Annotated in this window: 13 protein-coding genes; 2 read left to right on the top strand and 11 right to left on the bottom strand. The window is 71.9% G+C overall.

Annotated elements, in window-relative coordinates:
- Nucleotides 1-3 precede the first annotated feature (3 nt).
- On the bottom strand, nt 4-228 hold the full coding sequence (locus AC3ANM_RS02525) for a DUF7455 domain-containing protein (RefSeq protein ID WP_488286565.1): 225 nt from the start codon (nt 226-228) through the stop codon (nt 4-6).
- A gap of 348 nt (nt 229-576) precedes the next feature.
- On the opposite strand from AC3ANM_RS02525, the gene AC3ANM_RS02520 reads away from it, so the two are divergent.
- The gene (locus tag AC3ANM_RS02520) at nt 577-2,712 is read left to right on the top strand and encodes a DNA gyrase/topoisomerase IV subunit B (protein WP_488286564.1); all 2,136 of its coding nucleotides are present in this window, start codon (nt 577-579) and stop codon (nt 2,710-2,712) included.
- 120 nt (nt 2,713-2,832) lie between these two features.
- Nucleotides 2,833-3,564 (top strand): dienelactone hydrolase family protein, encoded by a 732-nt coding sequence (locus AC3ANM_RS02515; RefSeq protein ID WP_488286563.1) that lies wholly within the window; start codon nt 2,833-2,835, stop codon nt 3,562-3,564.
- Here AC3ANM_RS02515 and AC3ANM_RS02510 read toward each other — a convergent pair.
- From AC3ANM_RS02510 to AC3ANM_RS02465, 10 genes are all read right to left on the bottom strand, one after another.
- Nucleotides 3,545-4,603 carry a LacI family DNA-binding transcriptional regulator gene (locus AC3ANM_RS02510; RefSeq protein WP_488286562.1) on the bottom strand — a complete coding sequence of 353 codons (1,059 nt, stop codon included), beginning with the start codon at nt 4,601-4,603 and terminating at the stop codon, nt 3,545-3,547. The two genes, AC3ANM_RS02515 and AC3ANM_RS02510, sit on opposite strands and share 20 nt — an antisense overlap.
- 10 nt (nt 4,604-4,613) lie before the next feature.
- Nucleotides 4,614-4,841: a hypothetical protein gene (locus AC3ANM_RS02505; protein ID WP_488286561.1), complete on the bottom strand. Its 228-nt coding sequence runs from the start codon at nt 4,839-4,841 to the stop codon at nt 4,614-4,616.
- A 19-nt stretch (nt 4,842-4,860) separates the two neighbouring features.
- Entirely contained in the window at nt 4,861-5,766 is a 906-nt protein-coding gene (locus tag AC3ANM_RS02500; RefSeq protein WP_488286560.1) for a carbohydrate ABC transporter permease, read from the bottom strand.
- A 4-nt stretch (nt 5,767-5,770) separates the two neighbouring features.
- Nucleotides 5,771-6,841: a carbohydrate ABC transporter permease gene (locus tag AC3ANM_RS02495; protein WP_488286559.1), complete on the bottom strand. Its 1,071-nt coding sequence runs from the start codon at nt 6,839-6,841 to the stop codon at nt 5,771-5,773.
- 110 nt (nt 6,842-6,951) lie between these two features.
- On the bottom strand, nt 6,952-8,238 hold the full coding sequence (locus AC3ANM_RS02490; RefSeq protein ID WP_488286558.1) for an ABC transporter substrate-binding protein: 1,287 nt from the start codon (nt 8,236-8,238) through the stop codon (nt 6,952-6,954).
- A gap of 326 nt (nt 8,239-8,564) precedes the next feature.
- Nucleotides 8,565-9,719 carry a class I SAM-dependent methyltransferase gene (locus AC3ANM_RS02485; RefSeq protein WP_488286557.1) on the bottom strand — a complete coding sequence of 385 codons (1,155 nt, stop codon included), beginning with the start codon at nt 9,717-9,719 and terminating at the stop codon, nt 8,565-8,567.
- Nucleotides 9,720-9,821: 102 nt separating this feature from the next.
- Nucleotides 9,822-10,799, bottom strand: a complete 978-nt coding sequence (locus tag AC3ANM_RS02480; RefSeq protein ID WP_488286556.1) for a ferredoxin family protein — start codon at nt 10,797-10,799, stop codon at nt 9,822-9,824.
- Entirely contained in the window at nt 10,796-13,318 is a 2,523-nt protein-coding gene (locus tag AC3ANM_RS02475) for a DNA gyrase/topoisomerase IV subunit A (RefSeq protein WP_488286555.1), read from the bottom strand. Before AC3ANM_RS02475 ends, AC3ANM_RS02480 begins: the two co-directional genes overlap by 4 nt.
- A gap of 167 nt (nt 13,319-13,485) precedes the next feature.
- Nucleotides 13,486-15,168 (bottom strand): phosphoenolpyruvate--protein phosphotransferase, encoded by a 1,683-nt coding sequence (gene ptsP / locus AC3ANM_RS02470; RefSeq protein ID WP_488286554.1) that lies wholly within the window; start codon nt 15,166-15,168, stop codon nt 13,486-13,488.
- A 5-nt stretch (nt 15,169-15,173) separates the two neighbouring features.
- Complete coding sequence (locus tag AC3ANM_RS02465) at nt 15,174-15,443, bottom strand: HPr family phosphocarrier protein (protein WP_488286553.1); 270 nt, start codon at nt 15,441-15,443, stop codon at nt 15,174-15,176.
- Nucleotides 15,444-15,495: the final 52 nt, after the last annotated feature.

Genomic DNA, 15,495 nt, shown 5'->3' with positions numbered 1-15,495 from the left:
GGATCAGTGCTCGTCGGGCGCCGCAGGCGCGGGGGTGTCGACCAGTCGGTCGCTCTCGTCGTGGATCTCGACCGCCAGGTCCTTCAGCTTGGCCAGGTGCTCACGCCCGTGGTGGGCGCAGAAGAGCAGCTCGCCGCCAGTGGTGAGGCGGGCGCGAATGTAGGCCTGGGCGCCACAGCGGTCGCAGCGATCGGCCGCGGTCAGAGTCGGTGCCAGTGCAGTGGTCACGTCTGCCTTCCTTCGTCGTAGTGGGCGCCTCGGTGCGGTGTCGGCGTCCTGTCCGTCTCGTCGGCACCTGCTGGTGCTTCGGAGCCGGTCAGCCTGCCGGCTTGCCCCGGGGCGATCCCGTCTGCGCCGGTTCCAACAGTGAAGCACGCGCATTCGTTCCCACCGCGCAGGGGCGCGCCGGTGTGGGTCATCTCATGCACAGTGTCCGGCGAGGGTCTGACAGACCCTCGGGAGGCGGATGCCGCGTGCCTGCCTCGGGTGTGTCGGGGGAGGAGGCTAGCCTGCACCCAAGCAGAACCCGGCCGGGGGCCGGGGGAAACAGGCACCACCGAAGGGAAACCCTGTCCCGTGGCCACCGCCACCAAGACCGCCGTCAAGAGCGCCGCCAGCGACTACACCGCCCGCCACCTGCAGGTCCTCGAGGGCCTCGAGGCGGTGCGCAAGCGCCCCGGCATGTACATCGGCTCGACCGACTCCCGCGGCCTCATGCACTGCCTGTGGGAGATCATCGACAACGCCGTCGACGAGGCGCTGGCCGGGGTGTGTGACCACATCGAGGTCGTGCTGATGGCCGACGGCTCGGTCGAGGTGCGCGACAACGGCCGCGGCATCCCCGTCGACGTCGAGCCGCGCACCGGCCTGACCGGTGTCGAGGTGGTCTTCACCAAGCTGCACGCGGGCGGCAAGTTCGGCGGCGGGTCCTACACCGCCTCCGGTGGACTGCACGGCGTGGGCGCCTCCGTGGTCAACGCGCTGTCCGAGCGCCTCGACGTCGAGGTCGACCGCGCCGGCAAGACCTACGCGATGAGCTTCCACCGGGGTGAGCCCGGTGAGTTCGCCGACGTCAACGGCGACAAGAGCCCGTCGGTGGACTTCACGGCATACATCTCCAACAGCGAGCTGCGCATCGTGGGCAAGGCGCCGCGGGGGCGCACCGGCAGCCGCATCCGCTACTGGGCCGACCGGCAGATCTTCCTCAAGGACGCCGCCTTCGTCTACGACGAGCTCATCGCCCGGGCGCGGCAGACCTCCTACCTGATCCCGGGGCTGTCCCTGGTGATCCGCGACGAGCGGGGCGTGCCGGGCACGCCGGGCGAGCACGGCCCGCACGAGGAGCGCTTCCAGCACGACGGCGGCATCAGCGAGTTCACCGACTTCCTGGCCGCCGACCCCGCGGTGACCGACGTGTGGCGGCTGCAGGGCTCGGGGCACTTCACCGAGACCGTCCCGGTCCTGGACGACAAGGGCCACATGACCCCGACCGAGGTCGAGCGCGAGTGCGGCGTCGACATCGCGCTGCGCTGGGGCACCGGCTACGACACGAAGGTCGTCTCCTTCGTCAACATCATCAAGACGCCCAAGGGCGGCACCCACATCGCCGGCTTCGAGCAGGCCCTGATGAAGGTCTTCCGCAAGCAGCTCGAGGTCAACGCCCGCCGGCTCAAGGTGGGCTCGGACAAGCCGGAGAAGGACGACATCCTGGCCGGGCTGACCGCGGTGGTGACGGTGCGCCTCGCCGAGCCGCAGTTCGAGGGCCAGACCAAGGAGGTGCTGGGCACCTCGGCGGTGCGGGCGATCGTCAGCAAGGTGGTCGAGAAGGAGCTGACCGCGCTGCTGACCTCCACCAAGCGCGGCGAGAAGGCCCAAGCGTCCCTGCTGCTGGAGAAGGTCGTCGCCGAGATGAAGTCGCGCATCAGCGCGCGGCTGCACAAGGAGACCCAGCGCCGCAAGAACGCCCTGGAGACCTCCTCCCTCCCGGCCAAGCTCGCCGACTGCCGCAGCACCGACGTGGAGCGCTCCGAGCTGTTCATCGTCGAGGGTGACAGCGCGCTCGGCACGGCCAAGCTGGCCCGTTCCTCGGACTACCAGGCGCTGCTGCCGATCCGCGGCAAGATCCTCAACGTCCAGAAGGCCTCCGTGGCCGACATGCTCAAGAACGCCGAGTGCGCCGCGATCATCCAGGTCATCGGCGCCGGGTCGGGCCGCTCGTTCGACCTCGAGGCCGCGCGCTACGGCAAGGTCATCATCATGACCGACGCCGACGTCGACGGCGCCCACATCCGCACCCTGCTGCTGACCCTGTTCTTCCGCTACATGCGCCCGCTGGTCGAGGCCGGCCGGGTCTACGCCGCGGTCCCGCCGCTGCACCGCATCGAGGTGGTCAACCCCGGGGCGAAGAAGAACGAGCTCATCTACACCTACAACGAGGGTGAGATGCGCAAGACCATGACCCAGCTGGAGAAGCGCGGCAAGAAGGTCAAGCAGCCGCTGCAGCGCTACAAGGGCCTGGGGGAGATGGACGCCGACCAGCTCGCCGAGACCACGATGGACCCGCGCCACCGCACCCTGCGCCGGGTCACCCTCAAGGACGCGGAGATGGCCGAGCGGGTCTTCGACCTGCTCATGGGCAACGACGTGGCGCCGCGCAAGGACTTCATCATCGACTCCGCGGCGGCCCTGGACCGCGAGCGGATCGACGTCTGACCCGTCGCGGGCGGCCGGCTCTCCGGCCGCCCGCGACCGGCCAGGTATGCCGTGGGGCCGGCGGGGCGGCATACCTCACCAGCGCTGGCCGGGCCACGGTCCAGCCCGCAGACTGGGCCCATGTGCTTCTCCAGCGACCAGCGTCCCCCCGCACCCCCCAAGACCAGCGAGATCGGCGCGCACGGCCCGACCGAACTGGTGGCCGCCGACGGCACCCGCTTCGCGGCGTTCGACGCGACTCCCGCCACCCGGCGCGGCGCGAGTCTGGTGCTCCTGCCCGACATCCGCGGGCTGCACCCGTACTACACCGACCTGGCGCTGCGGTGCGCCGAAGCCGGTCTGGACACCGTGGCCATCGACCCGTATGCACGGACGGCCGGGCTGACCCCGCGGGACGACGACTTCGAGTACATGCCGCACGCCAAGGCGCTGCACCCGGAGCACGTGCTGGCCGACGCCTCCGCGGCGGCGTCGCGCCTGAGGCACCGCAGTGACGACCCGATCTTCACCCTCGGCTTCTGCATGTTCGGCGGGCACTCCTGGCGGCTGGCCGGGACGGCGTTGCACCCCGCGGGGTCGATCGGCTTCTACGGCCGGCCGTCGACGGCGATGGAGGTGCTGCACGCCATCGACTCACCGCTGCTGCTGCTCGTCGCCGGGGCCGACAAGGGCATCCCGCTGGAGGAGACGATGGCCTTCGACGACGCGTTGACCCGCGCCGGCAAGGAGCACGTCACCAAGGTGTACGACGGCGCGCCGCACTCCTTCTTCGACCGGTCCTACACGGACTGGGCCGACGCCTGCAGCGACGCGTGGGAGCAGATCCTGGCGTTCATCGACGCGCACCGCTGACCCGGGGCCGACCCGGCCGGCCGGGGCCGCCGTCGGCGGGGGGAGCGGTGGACCCTCGCACGACCAGCTCGACCGGGATCACCTCGTCGACCGGGGAGGTCGCCCCGTCGCCGGTGAGCCGGCGCATCAGCGCCTCGCCGGCGCGTTGACCCTGCAGCATCACGTCCTGTCGGACGGTGGTCAGCCCGAGCACCTCCGACAGGACGTGGTCGTCGATGCCGACGACCGACAGGTCCTGAGGCACCGAGAGGCCGGCCCGGCGTGCCGCCGCCATCACTCCGAACGCCATCTCGTCGGAGGCGGCGACCACCGCAGTGGGCCTCGGGTGGTCGGCCAGCACCCGCTGGATGTCCAGCATCGCCCCCGCTGCGGTCCAGTCGGACTCGACCACCCACCGCTTCGGGCAGTCCAGGCCGTGGGCGGTCATGGCGTCCGCGAAGGCGTCGTAGCGGTCCTGCGGGGTCTGGTGCATGGCGTTGGAGGGAGCGACGGCCCCGATGTAGGCCACGCGGGTGTGGCCGAGGTCCAGGACGTGTCCGACGGCGCTGTCCATGGCCGCACGGTCGTCGATGCGCACGCAGGACCACTGGCGGATGCGGTTGCCGATCGTCACCGCCGGCAGCCCCAGGCCCTCGATCAGCGCCTGCTCCTGGTCGTCGAGCGGCACGCTGAGGACGATGATGCCGTCCACGCGCTTCCAGAGCATGCTCTGGCTCAGCTGGAGCCGCGTGTCGAAGTCCTCGGACTCGAGGTCGATGAGCAGGACGTGGTGGCCGTGGTGCCGCAGGGCCTTCTCGACCCCGCTGATCAGCGTCGCGAAGAACCAGCGGGTGAGGAACGGGGCGACGACGGCCACGACCTTGGTGCGTCCCGAGGCCAGGGACGCCGCGGTCGGCGAGGCGACGTAGTGCAGCTCGGTCGCGGCACGCGCCACCCGTGCCCGTGTCTGGGGGCTGACCCGATCGAGGCCGCGCAGGGCACGCGAGACCGTGGACACCGACACACCCGCCGCCTTCGCCACGTCCGTGATCGTGGTCATGGCCGCGGTCCTAGAGCCGGATCTTGCGTCGCGCTCGAAGGGTCAGGACCGAGGCCACCACGAGGACGGCGAGAACGAGGGCCGACCCGACCGCGTCCTGACCGCGGAGCTCGAGCACAACGGTCTGGATCAGCGCCATCACGCCGAAGAAGCCCAGGAAGCCGAGCAGCATGTCGAGGCGCTGGGCCCGGGCCCGGGGGTGGCTGCTGGTGCCACCCCCGGGGTTGAAGATCCCCATGGTGTCCCCGCTCCGGCCGTCAGCCCTTGACGCCGCCGGCGGTGAGGCCGGAGACGATGGCGCGCTGGAAGATGAGCACCATGATGATCAGCGGGACCGTGACGATGGTGCCCGCCGCCATGACGGTGGTGTAGGGCTCCTGGTGCGGCTGGGCTCCGGAGAAGTTCGCGATGGCGACCGTGACCGGCTGGGTCGTGGCCGTGGCGAACTGGGAGGCCAGCAGGAACTCGTTCCAGGCGCTGATGAACGCCAGGATCGCGGTGGTGAACAAGCCCGGCGCCGCCAGCGGCAGCATGATCTTGCGGAAGGCCTGTCCCTGCGTGCAGCCGTCCATGCGGGCCGACTCCTCCAGCTCCCAGGGCATCTCCGAGAAGAACGCCGTCAGGGTGTAGACCGTGAGGGGTAGGGCGAAGGAGATGTCGGGGATGATCAGCGCCTGGTAGTTGGCCCCGGTGAGCCAGCCCCAGGAGGAGAACAGCTGGAACAGCGGCGAGACCAGCGCCACGCCGGGGAACATCGAGGCGCCGAGGATGAACCCGAGCACGAGGTACTTGCCGGCGAAGTGCAGGCGGGACAGTGCGTAGGCCGCGAAGACGCCCACGAGCATCGCCAGCGCAGTGGTGACGACGCCGATGATGACGCTGTTGACCAGGGCGTTGGCGAAGTGGTTGCCGCGGTCGGTCGAGAACGCCGTCTTGAAGTTGTCCAGCGTCACGTGGGTGGGCCACGGGGTGGTGTCGAAGGTGTAGCCCACGTCGCGGAACGCCGTGACGATCATCCAGTAGAACGGGGCCAGGCCCCAGATCACGATGAGCAGGAGCCCGCCGTAGCTGCGGGCGTTCTTCCACCGCTCGTTCTTCAGGTGGTGCTCGTGGGCCGTGGTGGTGCGTTCGGTCGTGGCGGTCGGGCCGGTTGTCGTGGTCATGACCTCAGTTCCCTTCCGCGACGGCTTCGACAGCCGGGTTCTCGGTCAGCTTCACCTTGTCGCCGCGGGCACCCTTCGGGGGCCGCTGGACGACGTCGGCGCCGCCGAACTTGATGAACAGGAACGCCACGAGTGCGATCAGCAGGAAGACGATGGTCGACAGGGCGGACGCGCTGTGGAAGCCCTCGCGGATCTGCTGGATGACGAGGATGGACAACGTCGTGGTCGCGTGTCCGTCGCCACCGCCACCGCCGGTGAGGATGTAGGGCAGGTCGAAGATGCGCAGCACGTCGAGGGTGCGGAAGAGCACCGCGACCATGAGCGGCACCTTGATCATCGGCAGCGTGATCCGGGTGAACGTCTGCCAGCGGCTTGCGCCGTCGATCTGGGCCGCCTCGTAGACGTCGGCCCCGATCAGCTGCAGGCCCGCGAGGATCAGCAGGGCCATGAACGGGGTCGTCTTCCACACGTCGGCGATGACCACGGCGAACCGGGACGGCCACGTGTCACCGGTCCACAGCAGGGGACTGATGCCGATGAACCCGAGCAGGTGGTTGGCGATGCCGTCGTAGGCGAAGATGAAGAACCAGAGCTTGGCCGTGACCGCGGTGGGGATCGCCCACGGGATCAGGATCGCGGCACGGACCAGGCCACGGCCGCGGAACTCGCGGTTCATGATCGTGGCGAACCACAGGCCGAGGATGACCTCGATGGACACCGAGACGACGGTGAAGAACACGGTGACGCTCAGCGCGGGCCAGAAGAGCGACCCGATGTTGCCGGGAGGGCAGCTGCCCTTGCCGCCGCCACAGTCGGCCAGGAGCCAGTGGGTGTAGTTCGAGAAGCCGGCAGGACCGCCCTCGACGAACAGGCCGGTCGCCTTGTCCAGGCCGGCGTCCTTCTGGAACGAGAGGATCACGGCGTCGATGAGGGGGTAGACGATGACGACCCCGAGGAGGATCACCGTCGGGGCGACGAGCAGGAGCGAGCGACGGCCCTCGCCCGCGTTCAGCCCCCCGCGCTTCTTCTTCTGCGGCGCCCTCGGAGGAGCGGCGGTCTCAACGGTGGTGCTCATGCGGGCCTCCTTGCCCAGCCGGTGTGCTCAACAACCCGGCAGGGGCCTGCCGAGCTGGTGCCGGTGTGGGGCCGGGGGAGCGACCCCCGGCCCCACACCACTGGGGTGGATCAGCTGCCGGACGCGGACGCGATGGCCGACTGCATGTCCTTGATGGCCTGGTCCACGGACTTGTCGCCCTTGATCGCGGCGTAGGAGTTGTCCTGGATGGCCTTGGTGACCGCCGGGTAGAACGGCGTCACCGGGCGCGGGACGGCGTTCTCGATGGAGGTCTTCAGGGTGGGCAGGTACGGGGCCTTGGCCACGAGAGCCGGGTCGTCGTAGATGGAGGAGACGACCGGAGCCAGCGAACCCTGCTGCATGAAGAACTTCTGCTGCGCGTCCTCCTCGATGAACTTGAGGAAGTCGAACGCGGTCGCCTTGTGCTTCGAGTAGACGCTGATGCCCTCGCTGTGACCACCGAGGCTCGAGGCGCCGGGGCCGGTCATACCGGGCAGCGGCGCGACACCGAAGGTGTTCTTGACCTTGGACGAGCCGTCGGTCTTGGCCAGGTTGTAGACGTAGGGCCAGTTGCGCAGGAACAGCAGCTTGCCGGCCTCGAAGGCCTGGCGGCCCTGCTCCTCCTGGTAGGTGATGGCTTCCTTGGGGATGTCACCGTTCTTGTAGTGGTCGGCGAGCATCTGCAGGCCCGTGCGCGCCTGAGCCGAGTCGACCGTGGGCTTGCCGGCCGAGTCGACGATCTTGCCGCCGGCGGTGTTGATCGCCTCGGCCGCGTTGACCGTCAGGCCCTCGTACTGGGCGAACTGACCGGCGTAGCAGCTCATGTTGTTCTTCTTGGCGATGCTGCAGTCCTTCCACATCTCGTCCAGGGTCTTGGGCGGCGTGGGGACGAGGTCCTTGCGGTAGTAGAGCATCCCGCCGTCACTGGCGAACGGGGCGGCGTAGAGCGTGCCGTTGTAGGTCGCGGCGTCCACGGTCGGCTTGAGCAGCTTGGTCGTGTCGAGGGCGAACTTGTCCTTCAGCGGGGTCAGCCAGCCCTTGGCGGCGAACTCCGCGGTCCAGACGACGTCGACCGTGACGATGTCGTAGCTGGGGTCCTTGGCCTGCATGTGCTGCACGATGTCGTCGTGCTGCTGGTCGGCCTTGTCGGTCTGCTCCTTCAGCGTCACCTTCTCGTTGGGGTGCGCCGAGTTCCACTTGGCGATGGTGGGAGCCCAGACGTTGCTGTTGTCCTTGCCCGTCACGAAGGTGATGGGTCCCCGCGAGGTCGCACCGGCCGCCGCACTGTTGCTGCCGCTGGAGGAGCCTCCGGAGCTGCAGCTGGCAGTGGCGAGGGCCACGGTGACAGCAGCTGCGAACACCGCTTGGTTGCGGCGCCTTCTCTTGTCCTGGGCCATCCGCCCGCCTCCGTTCGTAGCAGTGTCGGGGGCAGATCGCCTCGACACTGAGGGATTTCCGTCACCGAGTAAAAACGTTTGCACAAAGACCCGCAACCGGTGGGGGCTCGGATCGCCGTAACGATCGGGTAACTCAGTCGTCAAAGGACCTTCATCGGAGGCTGTCGACCCTCACTGAGCCCGGCGCGTGGCCGATGCCGATGCCGATGCCGGCACCGGTGTGGGCCCCGTTGTCGGCGCCCACGCCGGCCAGACCGTCGCCCAGACCGCCGACCAGGCCACCGGTCAGACCGTTGGCCTCGGCCCGGGAGGGGGGCGGCCGACGGTCACGGCAGGAGCCGGTAGAACCGGAACGCGGGGTGCTCGAGCGGGAGGATCTCCAGCGCGCTGAAGCCGGCCGCCCGCGCATACCCCTCCAGGACGGACGGTCGCATGACCGTCCCCGTGCCGACCGAGGGCGAGGTGGACAGCCCGTCCGGCAGGCACACCGTCAGGCTGAATCCGTAGAAGAGGCGCTCCATCTGGTCGCCGACCGCCCCGAACTCCTGAGCGACGCGCTCGTCCATCACCAGGACCGTGCCCGAGGGGCCGGCGAGCCGGCGCATCGTCGTCAGCACCCCGACGGGGTCGGGCATGTCGTGGATGCACTCGAGGGCGCACACGAGGTCGAAGCGGGCGTCGAGCGCGGTGTCGGCGGCGTCCTGGTGGTGGATGCGCGCCCGTGACGCCAGGCCCGCGTCCGCGATGGCCGCACGGGCGAGCTCGACGCTCGGCAGGTCGATCTCGAAGCCGTCGTAGGACACCTCCGGGTAGGCCTGGGTGATCCCGACCGCGGCCCAGCCGCCGCCGGGGCCGATCTCGGCGACGCGGGCGCCGGGCCGGCGCAGCGCCTCGTCCACGCCCGGGACCTGGGCGAGGTAGCCGGGCACGAAGTCCCCGAGGAAGAACGGCCGGTTGAACTCGGCCTGGCCGGTGCGCATGTCCTCCCCGTAGGCCGACCAGGGGACCCCGCCGCCGCGGCGGTAGGCATCCAGCAGCGCCGGGGCCTGTCGCAGGGCCGAGACGGCGACGCGGCCGAGCGGTCGCAGGTACATCGGGCTGAGCTGGTCGACCAGCACCGGCCAGAGGTCCTGGGGCAGGTCGAAGCGGCGCGCCGAGGCCTCCCGCGACGGGTCGTCGACGGTGAGCAGGCCGGTGGTGGCCTGCTGCTCGAGCCACTCCCGCGCGTAGCGCTCCTGCATGCCGGTGCGCCCGGCGAGCTCGGGGGCGGTGGCCGGACCGTCCTCGACCAGGCTGCGGTAGAGGCCGAGCTGCTCCCCGACGTAGATCGAGAACAGGTCCATCGTGCCCGCCGCCGCCTCGACCAGACGCGCAGAGAGCGCCTCGGCGGGGCTCGGCCCGACCTCCTGCGGCTCACCCCCCGCGCCGGGGGAGGTGGTGACCTGGCCCGGGCTGGCGGGCTGCGCGTCGGTGGCGCTCATGGGGTGACCTCCTGGCCGTCCGCCCCAAGGTAGGGGTGGGCGCACGCACCGCCGTCCGGCAGACAGCGCAGTCCGGCTCACCCCTCTCCGCCGGGATCTGCGTCAGGAGGGTGAGGGCTCGCCGACGTGCCACTCCCAGGTCGCCACCGGCGCCTTGCCGCAGGACTCGGGCCGCATCGCCGAGCCGGTGACCCGCCGCACCCGGACCGTCCACCGCCGGCCGTCGACGTGCGTGACGGTGCACACCCGCGCGGCGGGATCCCCGGGCTGCTCCGGGTCGTCCCCGGACACCGTGGTCAGGGCGACCAGGCCCGGCTCGCCGATGCGGTGGCGCACGACGGACTCGGCTGCCTGGGCGGCAGGCTCCAGGACGCTGCGGCCGCGGTCATGGGCCGCGTCCAGCGCCCGCCCGGGCAGCTCGTCGCGTTCCGCGGCGTCCAGGGTCTCCACGGCCAGCGCCGGGTCGAGCCGGGCCAGCACCTGGCCGTGGGGCAGCAGCACGCCGGTGGGGGCGAACCGGTGGCCACCGGTGTGGGAGCACTCCCACACCTGGCCGGGCCGGTCCGCGGCCGCCGCGAGGGCGACCGGGCGCCCGCGGACGGCGCAGCAGACGTCGCGTCGGGAGTTGGTGCACACCAGCAGCACGGGCTCGTCGCTCTCCTCGAGCTCGGGCACGGCGTCCAGCACCATGTCGAGGTCACCCGCGGCCAGGGCCGCCCACGGCAGCCGGCCGAGCTGGGCCGGCAGGTCCAGGTCGGCCCGCAGCAGCCACGGGCGGGCCTCCAGGCCGCCGGCGACGTAGGCCCGCAGCGACGGGCCGCCGTGGCGGTCGGCGTGGTCGCCGGGACGCCGGATCAGCTGGAGCCGCCCGCCGTGCTCGGCGCACAGCCGGTCCAGCGCCGCCCCCACCTCGGGGTCGAGGTGGGACTGCACCGCCGCCTCGCGACCCCACGGCCCCGGCTGCTCCAGGGCGACCCAGAACCGGGCCTGCGCCGCCGTGCCGAGCGCGGGCGCCTGCGCCGCGTCCCAGAGGACGGAGCAGGCATCGGGTGCGCTCCGCGGGGGCCGTATGCCGGTCACTCGCCTCCCGCGCCCGGGGCGCCGTCGGGGGCCGCGTCGTCCGCCGGCCCGCCCGGCACGAGCGGTCCGGCGGGGAAGGCCGGCGCGATCGCCGCGATGGGCGTGTGCGCCGGGACGCCCGAGCCGTCGCGCCTGCCGATGGCCGGGGGCAGCTCGACCGCCACGCCGTTGGCCGCCGCGGCCCGGGCCGGGGCGGCGCCCACCCACGCCAGGACGAGGGTGTCCTCGCCGCGCAGGAAGCGGTGCGCCCGGACCCCGCCGGTGGCGCGCCCCTTGGCGGGGTACTCGGCATACGGGGTGACCTTGAGCGAGCCGCCCTCGGTGCCCGGGAGGGCGCCGGAGGAGCCGGCGGAGGTGACCACGACGTTGTCCGCGGCCGGGTCGACGGCGCCGAAGAACACGACGCGCTCGTCGCCGGCCAGCTTGATGCCGGCCATGCCACCGGCCGGGCGACCCTGCGGGCGCACCGAGGAGGCCGGGAAGTGGAGCAGCTGGGCGACGGTGGTCAGGAAGACGAGGTCCTCCTTCCCGGTGGTCAGCTCGACGGCGCCGACGACCGCGTCGCCGTCCTTGAGGGAGATGACCTCCCAGTCGTCCCTGTTGCCCGGGTAGTCGGTGGTGACCCGCTTGACGACGCCGAGCGCGGTGCCCAGCGCGATGCCGGGGGAGTCCTCGCGCAGCGAGACCAGGGTGAGGGGCTCCTCGCCGCGGGGCAGGTCGACGAACGCCGCCAGGGGTGCGCCGCCGGACAGCGACGGGGCGCCGTTGGTCGGCGGCAGCGTGGGCAGCTCCAGGGCCGACAGGCGGATCATCCGGCCGCGCGAGGTGACCAGCCCGACATACCCGCGGGCGGTCGTGCGGACCGCGGCGACCACCGCGTCGTGCTTGTGCCGGCCGCCCTCGTTGGACAGCGGGTCGGCGGTGGTGGTGCGCGCCATGAGGCCGGTGGAGGAGAGCAGCACCCAGCACGGGTCGTCGCTGATCTCCAGCGGCGAGCTGGCGGTCAGCGGGGTGCCGGCCGACTCAAGCAGGACCGTGCGGCGCGGCGTGCCGTGGGTCTTGGCGACCTCGGCCAGCTCGGAGGACACGGTCTTCAGGAGCAGCTTCTCGTCGTCGAGGATCGCGCGCAGCGCCTCGATCTGGCGCTCGAGCTCGGCCTTCTCGGTCTCCAGCTCGATGCGGGAGAACTTCGTCAGGCGGCGCAGCTGGAGGTCCAGGATGTAGGTCGCCTGGGGGTCGGACAGGTCGAAGACGTCCATCAGCCGGTCCTTGGCGACGCCGGCGTCGTCGGAGCTGCGGATGACCTGGATGACCTCGTCGATGTCCATGATTGCGACGAGCAGGCCCTCGACGAGGTGCAGGCGCTCCTCGCGCTTGCGCAGCCGGTAGGAGCTGCGGCGGCGGACGACGTCGGTGCGGAAGTCGACGTAGACGCGCAGCAGGTCCTTCAGGCCCAGGGTGCGCGGCTGGCCGTCGACGAGGGCGACGTTGTTGATGCCGAAGGAGTCCTCCATCGGCGTCAGCTTGTAGAGCTGCTCCAGCACGGCCTCGGGGTTGAAGCCGTTCTTGACCTCGATGACCAGGCGCAGGCCGTGCTTGCGGTCGGTCAGGTCCTTGACGTCGCTGATGCCCTGCAGCTTCTTGGACTGGACGTTGTCCTTGATCTTCTCGATGACCTTCTCGGGGCCGACGAGGTAGGGCAGCTCGGTGACGACGATGCCCTTCTTGCGGGGCGTGACGTTCTCGATGCGCGTGGTGGCGCGGGTCCGGAAGGTGCCGCGGCCGTTCAGGTAGGCGTCGCGGATGCCCTCCAGCCCGACGATCTTGCCGCCGCCGGGCAGGTCCGGGCCGGGGACGAACTTCATCAGGTCGTCCAGCGAGCACTGCGGGTTGGCGATGAGGTGGCGGGCCGCGCCGATGACCTCGACGAGGTTGTGCGGCGGCATGCTCGTGGCCATGCCGACGGCGATGCCGCTGGCGCCGTTGACGAGCAGGTTGGGGTAGGCCGCGGGCAGGACCCCCGGCTGGAGCAGCTGGTCGTCGTAGTTGGGGACGAAGTCGACCGTCTCCTCGTCGAGGCTGCCGGTCATCAGGAGCGCCGCGGGCGCGAGCCGGGCCTCGGTGTAGCGGGAGGCGGCCGGGCCGTCGTCGAGGGAGCCGAAGTTGCCGTGCCCGTCGACCAGCGGCAGGCGCATCGTGAACGGCTGGGCCATGCGCACGAGGGCGTCGTAGATCGCGCCGTCACCGTGCGGGTGGTACTTGCCCATGACCTCGCCGACGACGCGGGAGGACTTCACATGGCCGCGGTCCGGGCGCAGCCCGAGCTCGCTCATGCCGAAGAGGATGCGCCGCTGCACCGGCTTGAGGCCGTCACGGGCGTCGGGCAGGGCCCGGGAGTAGATGACCGAGTAGGCGTACTCCAGGAACGCCCCTTGCATCTCCTCCTCGACGTCGATGTCGAGGATGCGCTCCTGGTAGTCCTGCTCTTCACCGGGCGGGGTCGACGAACGGCGGGCCATGCGCGGGGGTGCTCCTCGGGGGGTGCGGGCAGTCGGTGGGGCGGATTCTCCCGGACGCCATCTTCGCCCACGCGGCAGGGGGGCCCGTCACCGACTCGCCGTGACCGGCGAGCAGGCACCCGGTATGCCGGGTGGCCGGGCCGGCCACCCGGCATACCGGGAGTGGTTCAGAGGATCGCGAGCAGCTCGGCGTGGGCGAGCTCGGCGACCACGGTGCGGGCCTCCTCCGCGGACCGGGCGCTGCGGGCCCGCTCGGCCAGGGAGGCGCAGGTGGCGAGCTCGTGCAGGGACAGGGCCAGCCGCACGGCCGCGACGCGGCCCGGGGCCATCGACAGGCTGCTGACGCCGAGACCGACCAGCACCAGGGCCAGCAGGGGGTCGCCGGCGGCCTCGCCGCAGACGCCGACCGGCTTCCCGTGGGCCCGGCCGCCCTCGCAGGCGGCGGCGACGAGGTCGAGCAGCCCGGGCTGCCAGGGGTCGAGCAGGTCGGCCAGCTCGCCCTGGAGCCGGTCGGCGGCCAGGGCGTACTGCGCCAGGTCGTTGGTGCCCAGGCTGGCGAAGTCGACCTCGGCCAGGACGTGCCGGGAGCGCAACGCCGCCGCGGGCACCTCGATCATCACGCCGACCGAGGGCAGCCCGTGCTCGCGCACGCGGCGGGCGAACCACGCCGCCTCGTCGGCGGTGGCGACCATCGGCGCCATCACCCGCACGTCGGCCCCGGTGGCCCGGGCGGCGGCGGCCAGCGCCTTGATCTGGGTGTCGAGCAGGTCCGGTCGCAGGGCGGACATCCGCAGCCCGCGGCGGCCGAGGGCGGGGTTCTCCTCGGGCCCGAGGTCGGCGAAGGCGAGCGGCTTGTCGGCGCCGGCGTCCAGGGTGCGCACGACGACCCGGCGGGAGCCGAACGCCTCCAGCACCGCGGTGTAGGTCTGGGTCTGCTCCTCCAGCGTGGGCGCGGTGTCGCGCTCCAGGAAGAGGAACTCGGTGCGGAAGAGCCCCACGCCCTCGACGTCCTCGGCGGCCGCCCGGACGGCGTCCTCGAGGCGGCCGATGTTGGCCAGCAGCGCGACGGGGTGCTGGTCGGCCGTCATGCCCGGACCCTTGCTGCCGGCGAGGGCGGCCGCCCGGCGCTCGGCCTTGGCCGCGAGGTCGTGCTGCAGGGCCTCGTCGGGTTCCAGGACGACCTCACCGGTGCCGCCGTCGACGGCCACGCGGGTGCCGGCCGGGATCTCCAGCGCACCCGCGACCTGCACGACGGCCGGGATGCCCATCTGGGCGGCGAGGATCGCGGTGTGGCTGGTCGGGCCGCCGGACTCGGTGACGATGGCCAGCACCTGGTCGGGGCGCAGGACCGAGGTCTCGGCCGGGGCCAGGTCGTGGGCGACAAGGACGCTGGGCTCCGCGAGCTCGGGCACCCCCGGCTCCGGCCGGCCCAGCACCCGGGCCACCGCTCGGTCCCGCACGTCGCGCAGGTCGGTGACCCGCTCGGCGAGGTAGCCGCCGGCGGCGGTGAACATCGCGCAGTACTCCTCGACCGCGTTGTCGACCGCGGTGGCGGGCCCGCGCCCGGCGGCGAGCTGCTTGTCCACCGCGCCGGCCAGGCCCGGGTCGCGGGCCATCATCGCCGTCGCGGTGAGGATCTGCTGGGCCGTGGCGTCGGCCCGCGCGGCCCGCTCCTCCAGGGTGGAGGCCACGGACTCGAGCACCTCGCGCACCCGGGCTCCGGCCTCGGTGACGTCGGCGGCGGCCGACTCGTCGGCCGGCGGCCGCACCGGCGGCCGGACCTGGACGACAGGTCCGACCGCGGTGCCGGCGCTGACGCCGATGCCGTGCTTGCGCTGCACCTCGGCCACGGCACTCACTCCGCGTCGAGGTCGCGCGAGAGCAGCTCGACGAGCCCGTCGAGGGCCGCGTCCGCGCCGTCCCCGTCGGCCGTCAGGACGACGGCCTCGCCGTGCTTGGCGCCGAGGGCCATGACGCCGAGGATGCTGCGTGCGTCGACCGCGTCCTCGCCGTCCCGGGCGATCTGCACCGGCAGGCCGGTGGCGGTGGCGGCCTGGACGAACAAGGCGGCGGGCCGGGCGTGCAGCCCCACGGACGAGGCGATGGTGACGGTGCGCTGGGCCATGTGTGTCGCTCCTTTCAGCTCCACCGGGTCAACGGTGGAGGGGGTGTCTGGG

The sequence above is a fragment of the Oryzihumus sp. JJN4-3R genome, from assembly GCF_057747915.1.
This window is presented reverse-complemented; position numbering and strand designations above follow the sequence as displayed.

What these genes read in the sequence shown, in the direction of transcription:
- AC3ANM_RS02505 (WP_488286561.1), bottom strand. Translation starts at nt 4,841, where the DNA reads ATGGGGATCTTCAACCCCGGGGGTGGCACCAGCAGCCACCCCCGGGCC.
- AC3ANM_RS02510 (WP_488286562.1), bottom strand. Translation starts at nt 4,603, where the DNA reads ATGACCACGATCACGGACGTGGCGAAGGCGGCGGGTGTGTCGGTGTCC.
- AC3ANM_RS02490 (WP_488286558.1), bottom strand. Translation starts at nt 8,238, where the DNA reads ATGGCCCAGGACAAGAGAAGGCGCCGCAACCAAGCGGTGTTCGCAGCT.
- AC3ANM_RS02485 (WP_488286557.1), bottom strand. Translation starts at nt 9,719, where the DNA reads ATGAGCGCCACCGACGCGCAGCCCGCCAGCCCGGGCCAGGTCACCACC.
- AC3ANM_RS02515 (WP_488286563.1), top strand. Translation starts at nt 2,833, where the DNA reads ATGTGCTTCTCCAGCGACCAGCGTCCCCCCGCACCCCCCAAGACCAGC.
- AC3ANM_RS02495 (WP_488286559.1), bottom strand. Translation starts at nt 6,841, where the DNA reads ATGAGCACCACCGTTGAGACCGCCGCTCCTCCGAGGGCGCCGCAGAAG.
- AC3ANM_RS02475 (WP_488286555.1), bottom strand. Translation starts at nt 13,318, where the DNA reads ATGGCCCGCCGTTCGTCGACCCCGCCCGGTGAAGAGCAGGACTACCAG.
- AC3ANM_RS02500 (WP_488286560.1), bottom strand. Translation starts at nt 5,766, where the DNA reads ATGACCACGACAACCGGCCCGACCGCCACGACCGAACGCACCACCACG.
- AC3ANM_RS02465 (WP_488286553.1), bottom strand. Translation starts at nt 15,443, where the DNA reads ATGGCCCAGCGCACCGTCACCATCGCCTCGTCCGTGGGGCTGCACGCC.